The sequence below is a fragment of the Aquimarina macrocephali genome (assembly GCF_051627225.1).
Lineage (GTDB): Bacteria > Bacteroidota > Bacteroidia > Flavobacteriales > Flavobacteriaceae > Aquimarina > Aquimarina macrocephali.
The window spans coordinates 679,191-690,000 of the sequence record NZ_CP151795.1 but is presented as its reverse complement, the minus strand read 5'-3'; the positions used below and the strand labels follow the sequence as shown (position 1 = coordinate 690,000).

The 10,810-nt window shown below is 33.3% G+C and carries 9 protein-coding genes (1 of these 9 running past the window's edge); 8 read left to right on the top strand and 1 reads right to left on the bottom strand.

Going from position 1 to position 10,810, the window contains the following annotated elements; translation table 11 throughout:
- From AAFU52_RS03100 to AAFU52_RS03080, 5 genes are all read left to right on the top strand, one after another.
- A protein-coding gene (locus AAFU52_RS03100; RefSeq protein ID WP_024772009.1) for a Gfo/Idh/MocA family protein crosses the window boundary here: on the top strand, positions 1 to 1,207 show its 3' portion. 161 nt of this gene lie to the left of the window's left edge; only the last 1,207 of its 1,368 coding nucleotides appear in the window; its start codon lies beyond the left edge, outside the window; its stop codon occupies positions 1,205 to 1,207.
- Between the two features lie 58 nt (positions 1,208 to 1,265).
- Positions 1,266 to 2,339: a mevalonate kinase family protein gene (locus AAFU52_RS03095; RefSeq protein ID WP_024772010.1), complete on the top strand. Its 1,074-nt coding sequence runs from the start codon at positions 1,266 to 1,268 to the stop codon at positions 2,337 to 2,339.
- A gap of 14 nt (positions 2,340 to 2,353) precedes the next feature.
- On the top strand, positions 2,354 to 3,226 hold the full coding sequence (locus AAFU52_RS03090; protein WP_438425354.1) for a sugar phosphate nucleotidyltransferase: 873 nt from the start codon (positions 2,354 to 2,356) through the stop codon (positions 3,224 to 3,226).
- 139 nt (positions 3,227 to 3,365) lie between these two features.
- A complete protein-coding gene (locus tag AAFU52_RS03085) occupies positions 3,366 to 5,078 on the top strand; it encodes a helix-turn-helix domain-containing protein (RefSeq protein WP_438425352.1) in 1,713 nt (570 codons plus the stop codon).
- Between the two features lie 340 nt (positions 5,079 to 5,418).
- Positions 5,419 to 5,592 (top strand): hypothetical protein, encoded by a 174-nt coding sequence (locus AAFU52_RS03080; RefSeq protein WP_438425350.1) that lies wholly within the window; start codon positions 5,419 to 5,421, stop codon positions 5,590 to 5,592.
- Between the two features lie 114 nt (positions 5,593 to 5,706).
- On the opposite strand, the gene AAFU52_RS03075 is transcribed toward AAFU52_RS03080, so the two are convergent.
- Positions 5,707 to 6,849, bottom strand: coding sequence for an acyl-CoA dehydrogenase (locus AAFU52_RS03075; RefSeq protein WP_024772014.1), 1,143 nt, complete (start codon positions 6,847 to 6,849; stop codon positions 5,707 to 5,709).
- A gap of 468 nt (positions 6,850 to 7,317) precedes the next feature.
- On the opposite strand from AAFU52_RS03075, the gene AAFU52_RS03070 reads away from it, so the two are divergent.
- The 3 genes from AAFU52_RS03070 to AAFU52_RS03060 all read left to right on the top strand — a co-directional run bounded on the left by AAFU52_RS03070 (position 7,318) and on the right by AAFU52_RS03060 (position 10,810).
- Positions 7,318 to 8,544: a Glu/Leu/Phe/Val dehydrogenase dimerization domain-containing protein gene (locus AAFU52_RS03070; protein ID WP_024772015.1), complete on the top strand. Its 1,227-nt coding sequence runs from the start codon at positions 7,318 to 7,320 to the stop codon at positions 8,542 to 8,544.
- A gap of 27 nt (positions 8,545 to 8,571) precedes the next feature.
- Complete coding sequence (gene nhaB / locus AAFU52_RS03065; RefSeq protein ID WP_438425347.1) at positions 8,572 to 10,041, top strand: sodium/proton antiporter NhaB; 1,470 nt, start codon at positions 8,572 to 8,574, stop codon at positions 10,039 to 10,041.
- A gap of 82 nt (positions 10,042 to 10,123) precedes the next feature.
- The gene (locus AAFU52_RS03060) at positions 10,124 to 10,810 is read left to right on the top strand and encodes a MotA/TolQ/ExbB proton channel family protein (protein WP_035092993.1); all 687 of its coding nucleotides are present in this window, start codon (positions 10,124 to 10,126) and stop codon (positions 10,808 to 10,810) included.

Genomic DNA, 10,810 nt, shown 5'->3' with positions numbered 1-10,810 from the left:
TTTAAGAAATGTTCTTTTAAGAGATGATGTGTTAGTAACAGCAATTTGTGATATTGATCAGACTCGGATAGATCTTTCTTTAGAAGCAATCAATAAAGCAGGGAAAACTAAACCAAAAGTATTTGGTAAAAATGAGTATGACTACAGAAATTTGCTAAACCTAGAGGATGTAGATGCTGTAATTATATCTACTCCCTGGTTATGGCATACCAGGATGGCCAAAGATTCAATGACAGCAGGTAAATACACGGGCCTAGAAGTCTCTGCAGCAAATACTCTTGAAGAATGTTGGGATTTGGTAAATACGCATGAAGCTACCGGTGCACATCTTATGATTTTAGAAAACGTTAATTATAGACGTGATGTTATGGCGGTTTTAAATATGGTTAGGCAAAATGTGTTTGGAGAATTAGTACATTTTAGATGTGGATATCAGCATGATTTGAGATTTGTGAAATTAAATGATGGAAAAACAGCATATGGAAAAGGAGTAGAGTTTGGTGAAAAAGGTATTTCTGAATCAAAATGGAGAACACAACATTCAGTGGCAAGAAACGCAGATGTATATCCTACTCATGGTGTTGGACCAATGGCTACAATGTGTAATATTAATAGAGGAAATCGTTTTTCATCAATTACATCTAATGCAACCAAAGGCATAGGTTTACACAATTATATTGTAAAAAATGGAGGAGAAAACCACCCAAATGCAAAAGTTAAGTTTAAACAAGGAGATGTTATTACTTCAACTATTGAGACTACAATGGGAGAAACCATTATAGTTACTCATGATTGTAATTTACCTCGCCCTTATTCATTAGGATTTAGAGTACAGGGAGCCAATGGACTATGGGAGGTTGATGGGAACAGAATATACATAGAAGGAAAATCTGAATCACATAAATGGGATCAGGCAGACGAATGGCTGGCGAAATATGACCACCCTTTATGGGAAAAATATGGAGAACATGCTATGGGTGCAGGTCATGGTGGGATGGATTTTTTTGTGATTAATGCCTTTGTGCAATCCGCAAAACAAAATATAGCACCGCCATTAGATGTTTATGATGCAGCTGCATGGAGTGCAATTACACCATTATCAGAAGTTTCTATAGAGAATAATGGAGAACCGCAGGATTTTCCGGATTTTACAAGAGGATTGTGGCTCAAAAGAAAACCTTACAACTGGATTAAAGACACCTATTAATTTTGGTAGAGATTATGGAGTTGATTTACTATAAAACATACAATATTTAAAAGCAATTTTGAAAAAAATAAATATAATATCTCCAGGAAGAACGTGCCTGTTTGGAGATCATCAGGATTATCTCGGATTACCTGTTATTGCATGTGCGATAGATAAATATATCAAATTAAATGCTATTGAAAACACAACTGCTCTTTTCAAGATAAAATTACCTGATATTGCAGAAGAAAGAGATATTCTAATACATGAAAAGTTTGAGCAGATTGAGCACAGGGATTATTTTGCTTCATCTCTTAGAGTACTTCGACGATACGGGTGTATTCCCAATAAAGGTTATGATGTAAAAATACAAGGAGATTTACCGCTTAATGCTGGAGTTTCTAGTTCTTCTGCACTAATCGTAGCATGGGTAAGGTTTTTGTTGGAAGCATTCGGTGCAAACCAGGAAGTAACCCCAATATTGGTTTCTAGAATAGCGTATGAGGCCGAAGTTCTGGAGCATAATGAACCCGGAGGATTAATGGATCAGTACTCGATTGGCTTGGGTGGAGTTTTGTTTATTGATACCAGTGAGAAAGCATCGTATGAAAGGATACAGAATACTGTACCGGGATTAATCGTGGGAGAATCCGGAGTAAAAAAAGAAACAATCGGGACACTGGGGGATCGGAAAGAAAAAGCATTAAAAGCAATAGAATATGTGACACTTAAAAAACCTGATTTCGGTATAAAATCTACTTTGCTGGAAGAGTATGATAAATATGAAAAATATATTCCATCTGATTTGAAGCCATATTTCTTTGCTGCACTAAAAAATCATTCTATAACGCTTGAAGCTTTAAAAGAATTTAAAAAGGAAGATCCTGATATGAAGTATTTAGGGAATTTGATGAATCAACATCATCTTATTCTAAAAGATATTCTTAAAATAACTGTTCCTGTAATAGATAAAATGGTAGATAGAGCAATCAAAGCTGGAGCTTATGGAGTTAAAATTGTTGGATCAGGAGGAGGAGGCAGTATTGTGGCTATAGCTCCAAAAGATAAGGAGCAGGAAGTTGTAGAAGCTATTAAACGAGAAGGTAAAGCAGCTTATATTGTAAATGTTGACTCTGGAGCAAGAGTTGTTTAAAGCAAGGAGAAATTATGCATGAAAATTTAATCATTTTGGCAGGAGGTGCATCTTCGCGAATGAAGAAAGCAATAAAAACAGGATTGAGTACCGACTTAACAGCGCAAGCTAATACGCGATCAAAATCTCTTATTAGTATAGGTGCAACAGGGAGACCTGTGATGGATTATCTTTTGTATAATGCTAAACAGGCAGGGTATAAATATATATTCATTGTTATTGGAGAAAAAGAAAACCTCATAAAAGAGTTTTATGGAGATAATTCTGGTGGAAATAATTTTCACGGCCTCACTATTAATTATGCAATACAATATATCCCAAAAGATAGAGAGAAACCTTTTGGAACAGCAGATGCTCTTCATCAGGCAATCACACAATATCCAGAACTAAATAGTGAAACTTATACCGTTTGTAATAGTGATAATTTGTATTCTGAAACTGCTTTAAAAGCTTTACGCACTACTGATCATGCAAATGCTTTTGTGAGTTATGATAGAGATGCGTTGCAGTTTAGTTTGCAACGGATAGCTCGATTTGCCCTGGTATCTTTGGATGAAGAAGGGTTTTTGAAAAATATAATAGAAAAACCATCAGTCGAAGATAGTGTACTCTATAAAGATAGATTTGGTAAACTTCGGGTTAGTATGAATATTTTCAAATTTGATGGAGCAACGTTTAAGGAGTATGTAGAGAATTGCCCTATTAATGAAAAACGAAAAGAAAAAGAACTCCCTACAGCTCTATTAAATATGGTAAAGGAACATCCAACATCAGTTATTGGGATACCAGTATCAGAACATGTGCCGGATCTAACATCAAAAGAGGATATTGCTATCCTTAAAGAGTATGTTGAGGAACACTATGTCAATATGGATTGGAACCGATAAGACGTTTCGTATAATCTTTAAAAAAAAGGTTGATCATAAAAGTTTACCTTATCTAGATGAATCTTTTGATGTTTAATATTCTTTGTATGTTTGTCTAAAATTTTGTTAAAATTGATTCTTATTCCTGATTAGAACACATATGAAAGCCATCTACTCGTTTGTTGTATTAGGATGTTTTATGTCTACTTTATATTCTATGCAAGAAATAAAAGCAGAACAGAATACCTTTAAAGATTCATTACAAAATAAAACATTAAGAGAATTGGCAACTGCATTTTGGAATGTGAAAGATCTTGATTCTATATATAAAATTAATCTTGCTAAAGTATACCTTTCTAAAGCTAAAAAACTTGACAATGAATTGAGGATTGCAGATGGATATCAAATGTTTATGTATCTGTGTAAAGGACAGTTCGAAACCTATTTAAAATATTCTGATTCTATCATTGATGTTACCAAAGATTTAAAGAAAAGTCATTATCCTGGAACCGGCTATATCTTCAAAGGAGGAGTGTTACGAGATATGGAAAGATATAATGAAGCATTAGAATCCTTGTTGAAAGCCAAAGAAATTGCTGAAAGTAACAATGATGAAATTCAAGTTATGATTGCAGAGAGGATAATAGCTGAATTAAAAACTATTTTAGGTAAAAACCAAGAGGCTTTAAAAATATATCAAAAACACTTTTCGGTGTTATCCAAAAAAGATAGCATCAAGAAAAACGGCCAGAATTATATCTCTACAGCTTATTTATTAGGGAGTTCATATAATAGAATTCAAGAATATGATTCTGCTCATTATTATATAAATATTGGTATCAAATATAGTCTTGCTAGTTATTATCATCATTTTTACCCTGAACTTGTATTTACTTCCGGGGTCAATAATTACCATAGAAAAAAATATAAATCGGCTATTGATAGTTTACAGAAAACATTGAGGTTGTTAGATAACAACGTAGATAATATTAATGTAAGAATGTCCTACCTGTATTTAGGAAAAAGCTATAGACAATTAAATGAAAATACTAAGGCAATACAATATTTAAAAAAACTAGATTCGGTAACGAATGATTCTAACTATAGATTGGAATTTAGAGAGGCGTTTGAATTACTAAAAGAATATTATACAGAAAAAGGAGATAAGGATGAATCGGTTAAACTTCTAGAAAAGTGGATTCACTATGAAAAAAAGAGACAGGAAAAATACAAAAAATTAGATCAGGAAATTGTTGAAAAGTTTGATGTCCCGGGATTGATCAAAGAAAAGGAGTTGCTGCTTAGTCAAACTATTGATAGTAATAAAGCTTCAATGTTCAGAATAATAATAATTGGATGTTTGGTCTTAGTTTTGATTAGTGTATTATATTTTTTTCTATACAAATCGAAAAAAAATAAATTAGAGGAGGAATTGGATGAGCAATTAGAAAAAGTAAAGGTGTTGGAAAGTAATACAAAGAAACCTTCCAGTTCTACAAGCCTTGAGCTTTCTGAAGAATTAAAACTCGATATTTTGCGAAAATTAAACAGTTTTGAAAAGGGTCTGCTATACTTAAAAAACGATATAACCTTGGTTAAGGCTTCTAAAAAACTTAAAACCAATTCTACCTATTTATCTAAAGTGATTAACTTGGAAAAACAAAAAAACTTCACCAATTATATCAATGATTTAAGAATAGGGTATTGTATAGAGCAAATTAAAGCCAACAAAAAATTTCGACAATATGCGATTAGTTCTATGGCAAAAGAAGTTGGTTTTAACAATATCCAATCCTTTGCAAAGGCTTTTTCTAAAGAAGTAGGCTGCAATCCGGCAGAATATATTAAAAAGTATGATAATGATATGGTTTGAACCAGTTTAAGAGAAGGAGCGATTGGTATAAATTTATAAATTCTTACCATTAAAGCCAGATAATTTTGAACAGTTAATAGTCTTTATTCCTAATTTTCTTATAATATTAAACTTATAAATTTAATTTTTAATGAAAACAAGAAAATGAAAAAAGTGAAATTAAAAAAAAAATTAGGGTGACAGCTTTCTAGTCTAGAAAACTATTAATTCAAGGTAGATACATGATAGAAGAGGAAATTCAATCAAAATTATCTCCCTGTAGTATTGTTAATATTAGTTGAAAAACGGGATTAGAATGTTAAAATTTGATTTTTGTAAACTTTAACGTAAAACTATAGAAATGAAAAAAGTGAAATTAAAAAAAATTAGGATTACAAAACTAACCAATGTAGAAAAACTATCAGTCAAAGGAGGATATAGTGGGGATTGTTTACCATCTCATTATCCTCCTTGTCACGTGGAAACTGGTGATGATGATTGTAGAGATTCGAAGGGATTAGACCTTTTAAGGTAGGTGGATTTTGAATTTTATCATAGATACTATTTTATTTGATGATAAAATATTGATAAACAAAAGCCCAAACTACAGATCATAGTTTGGGCTTTTTTATTAGAGAGTTTTAACTAATTAATCTCTAAGAATACTTCTTGAAATTACAATTTTTTGTATTTCGCTGGTACCTTCATATATCTGTGTGATTTTTGCATCTCTCATTAATCGCTCTACATGATATTCTTTAACAAAACCATTACCCCCATGAATTTGTACAGCTTCTATACTAACATCCATTGCAGCTTGAGACGCAGCTAGTTTTGCCATAGCTCCTGATAAGTCATAGTTTTCATGGTTGTCTTTGTCCATTGCTGCTTTATAAACTAACATACGGGCAGCTTCAATCTGTACATGCATGTCGGCAAGTTTAAAAGCAATTGCCTGATGATTCATGATTTCTGTACCAAAAGCTTTACGAACCTTAGCATATTCTTTTGCTAATTCATATGCTCCAGCTGCAATTCCTAGTGCTTGAGCAGCGATTCCTATACGACCTCCGGCCAATGTTTTCATAGCAAACTTAAACCCAAAACCATCTTCGCCAATTCGGTTTTCCTTAGGAACTTTTACGTCATTAAATATAAGAGAATGTGTGTCACTTCCTCGTATCCCTAATTTATCTTCTTTTGGTCCAACTTCAAACCCTTCCCATCCTTTTTCAACAATAAAAGCATTGATGCCTTTATGCTTTTTTTCTCTATCTGTTTGAGCAATAACCAAATAATAATCAGCAGAATTACCATTGGTAATCCAGTTTTTTGTTCCGTTTAGAATATAGTGATCTCCTTTATCAATGGCGGTTGTTTTTTGAGAAGTAGCATCACTACCAGCTTCAGGTTCAGAGAGACAAAAAGCGCCTATTGATTCTCCTGTAGTAAGCTTGGTTAAATATTTTTCTTTTTGCTCAGCATTTCCAAAAGTGTCAAGGCCCCAACATACCAAAGAATTGTTTACAGATACAATTACAGAACAAGAAGCATCTACTTTGGATAATTCTTCCATTGCCAAAACATAAGAAATAGTGTCCATTCCGCCGCCACCATACTCTGGAGAAGCCATCATTCCTAAAAATCCAAGTTCCCCCATTCTTCTTACTTGTTCTTTAGGGAATTCTTGTTTGTTATCACGTTCGATTACACCGGGTAATAGCTCTGTTTTAGCAAAATCACGAGCTGCGTCGCGTATCATTAACTGCTCTTCGGATAATTTGAAGTCCATAATTTTCTTTATAATTTACTGTGCGTGCATAACACGAAATTTTCACTTTCAATGAAAATAAATCGAGATAATCACGATTTTGTTATTAATACCACAAATATAAGCTATAATATGATAGTTTTACTGTTTTTTTGATTTTTTGAGATAATCATTTTTTAGGATAAAGTTTAAAAGATTTTTATAAGGGATGTAAAAATACCATGGATTATTTTTTTTGAAGTAAAAAAACTGCTGTTTAATTACCATAATTTTATTTTTATTTAAGCTTTTGCATGTTTAGTTTTTTATATTTGTGAAGTCGCATTTTGACTATAATTCGATTTATTGTAATATCTGGTAATATGGCTCAACTCTAACCTCCGTAATGGAGGATTATTTAATTAAAAAGATAGGATAAAATGAGTATGTTGTTTTTTAAAATGGTTTTTAAAAAAACAATTGGTTATTCAATAAATTGAAATTTTAAGAATGAAAGAGTTATTAAATAAATACGAGAATAAAACACCCGAGATAGTTTTTAATTGGAAAGATGCAGAAACTGAAGCAGAAGGGTGGACAGTTATAAATTCATTGAGAGGTGGTGCCGCCGGTGGAGGAACCAGAATGCGCAAAGGATTAGATATGAATGAGGTTCTTTCTTTGGCAAAAACAATGGAGGTCAAATTTACAGTGTCTGGCCCTGCAATTGGAGGAGCCAAGTCAGGTATTAATTTTGATCCAGATGATCCCCGCAAAAAAGGAGTTCTTAAACGATGGTATAAAGCTGTATCCCCTTTATTAAAGAGTTATTATGGTACAGGAGGAGATCTTAATGTGGATGAAATCCATGAAGTTATACCTATTACCGAAGAATGTGGAGTTTGGCACCCTCAAGAAGGAGTATTTAATGGTCATTTTCAGCCAACCGAAGCTGATAAAATAAATAGAATAGGACAACTGCGCCAGGGCGTTATTAAAGTATTAGAAAATACTATGTTTTCTCCCGATGTTACCAAAAAATATACTGTGGCAGATATGATTACAGGATATGGAGTTGCAGAAGCTGTACGACATTACTATACTATTTATGGCGGTGAAGTAAAAGGGAAAAAAGCAGTAGTACAAGGTTTTGGTAATGTAGGATCTGCAGCAGCATATTATCTTTCTGAGATGGGAGCAAAGATTGTAGGGATAATTGATCATGCCGGAGGACTCATAAACGAAGATGGTTTCTCATTTGAAGAAATAAAACAATTGTATTTAAATAAAAGAGGGAATAAACTGTATAGTGAACAACGTATTCCTTTTGATGAAATGAATGAGAAAATATGGTCTTTACAAACCGAAATATTTGCTCCTTGTGCAGCATCTAGATTGATTACTAAAGATCAAATTACCAAAATGATTGATTCTGGTTTAGAAGTTATTTCATGTGGAGCCAATGTACCTTTTGCAGATAGCGAAATATTTTTTGGCCCAATAATGGAATATACCGATGAACGAGTAAGTCTGATTCCGGATTTTATTTCTAATTGCGGAATGGCAAGAGTCTTTGCTTATTTTATGGAGCGAAAAGTACAGATGACTGATGAAGCTATTTTTAAAGATACTTCAGAAACCATAAAGAAAGCGATTCAGGATACTTATAACGAAAAACAAACAGAAACTAATATCAGTAAAACAGCGTTTGAGATAGCTCTCAGACAGCTGATATAATATTAATTGTATTAAGCGAGTAAAACTATGTTCAAGTATTTTTTAGGGAGCAGTCCGAAATGGTTTAAAACCGTAATGATCGGATTTTTGATTTTTAATGTATTTTCTTATTTCCTTTTAGGGCCAACGGTAACCGCGTGGTTGTTTATTGGGGAGTTTATTTTCACCCTTGCAATGGCACTTAAATGCTACCCGTTGCAATCAGGAGGTCTATTGGCGATAGAAATCTTGGCATTAAATCTCACAACACCAAAAAAAGCATATCATGAAGTGGATCAGAACTTGGAGGTAGTTTTACTATTAGTTTTTATGGTTGCAGGGATTTATTTTATGAAGCCCTTGCTAATGTATATTTTTAGTAAAGTATTTACTAAAATAAAATCTAAGATGGTATTGTCGCTATTGTTTGTATTTCTGGCGGCAATACTTTCTGCATTTTTGGATGCCTTAACAGTAACGGCTGTTTTAATAAGTGTTACTGTAGGGTTTTATGGAGTATATCACAAAATTCATTCTGGGTCAGGAGATTTTGATGAGAGTGGGGTTTTGGATAGAAAAGAATTAAGTGGAGAAACCTTAGAACAGTTTAGAAGTTTCTTAAGAAGTTTGGTGATGCACGGGGTAGTAGGAACAGCATTGGGAGGTGTATGTACCTTGGTGGGAGAACCACAAAACTTACTTATCGGAGAACGAATGGGATGGGATTTTATACAATTCTTTTTAAAAATGGCACCAATTACAATACCTGTTCTGGGAGCAGGGTTGCTTACAACAATAGTTTTAGAAAGTACAAAGTCATTCGGTTTTGGAGCAAAATTACCAGAAGTTGCCAGAAGGATTATAGAAAGCTATACAGAAGATGAAGATGCAAACAGATCTGATAAATCTAAATATGGATTAATCGTTCAAGCAGTATCCGCAGTACTTTTGATTATTGGTTTAGCATTGCATCTGGCACCAGTTGGTCTTATAGGATTAGCATTAATTATTGTTCAGACTGCTTTTATGGGAATTACAGAAGAACATCAATTAGGAAAAGCTTTTGAAGAAGCACTCCCGTTTACAGGTTTGATTGTGGTTTTCTTTGTTATAGTAGCAATGATCCATGATCAACATCTTTTTACACCAATTATTGATTGGGCATTATCCTTAGATCCGAGTCAACAACCTTCTATGTTTTATATGGCTAATGGAGTCTTATCAATGATTAGTGATAACGTTTTTGTCGCAACAGTATATATAGGAGAAGTAGAACAAGCGTTTAATAATGGAGCAATATCACGAGAACAGTTCGAAAAATTAGCAATTGCAATTAATACAGGAACAAATTTACCTAGTGTTGCAACACCTAATGGTCAAGCTGCGTTTTTATTTTTACTAACCTCTTCCTTAGCACCGTTAATTGGATTGTCATATACTAAAATGGTAAAGATGGCTTTTCCATATACAATAGTACTCGGAGGTATTGGTTTATTAGGAGTTATATATATATTATAAGAATAAAGAATATACTTAACCTACAGAAATAACGTTAGTATACTAACACTAAATTAACAAAATCAAAATGACGTATTTACCAATGTTTGGTGCTTTAGCCCAGAATACCCCAGAAATTGATCCGCAAGTAGAAGAGAGTACATTGTCCATTATGGACCTTTTACTTAGTGGTGGAACAGGAGCAATCGTAATCATATCGATTCTTTTTGTATTACTGTTTATCGCAGTTTATATTTATTTTGAAAGAATTTTTGCAATTAAAGCAGCTTCAAAATATGATGAAAGCTTTATGGATAAGATTAGAGATAGCGTAGTGAGTGGTAAAATTGAAGCCGCAAAAATTTTATGTGCACAGACGAATAATCCTATAGCAAGATTGACCGAAAAGGGAATTTCTAGAATAGGTCATTCATTAGAAGATATTAATAAAGCAATCGAAAACGCTGGTAGACTTGAAGTATATAAATTAGAAAAAAATGTTAGTATTCTTGCTACAGTGGCAGGAGCTGCTCCTATGATTGGTTTTCTAGGAACAGTAATAGGTATGATTATTGCATTCCATAATCTGGCATCAAGTTCAGGAACAGCAGATATGGGTGTTTTGGCCGAAGGTATTTATACGGCAATGACAACAACTGTTGGTGGATTAGTCGTTGGGATTGTAGCCTATATAGGATATAATCATTTGGTGGTTCGTACAGATAAAGTGATCCACAGTATGGAAGCTAATGCTGTAGATTTCTTAGACTTGTTAAACGAACCTGCGTAG

What these genes read in the sequence shown, in the direction of transcription:
- AAFU52_RS03090 (WP_438425354.1), top strand. Translation starts at nt 2,354, where the DNA reads ATGCATGAAAATTTAATCATTTTGGCAGGAGGTGCATCTTCGCGAATG.
- AAFU52_RS03085 (WP_438425352.1), top strand. Translation starts at nt 3,366, where the DNA reads ATGAAAGCCATCTACTCGTTTGTTGTATTAGGATGTTTTATGTCTACT.
- AAFU52_RS03080 (WP_438425350.1), top strand. Translation starts at nt 5,419, where the DNA reads ATGAAAAAAGTGAAATTAAAAAAAATTAGGATTACAAAACTAACCAAT.
- AAFU52_RS03075 (WP_024772014.1), bottom strand. Translation starts at nt 6,849, where the DNA reads ATGGACTTCAAATTATCCGAAGAGCAGTTAATGATACGCGACGCAGCT.
- AAFU52_RS03070 (WP_024772015.1), top strand. Translation starts at nt 7,318, where the DNA reads ATGAAAGAGTTATTAAATAAATACGAGAATAAAACACCCGAGATAGTT.
- nhaB (WP_438425347.1), top strand. Translation starts at nt 8,572, where the DNA reads ATGTTCAAGTATTTTTTAGGGAGCAGTCCGAAATGGTTTAAAACCGTA.
- AAFU52_RS03060 (WP_035092993.1), top strand. Translation starts at nt 10,124, where the DNA reads ATGTTTGGTGCTTTAGCCCAGAATACCCCAGAAATTGATCCGCAAGTA.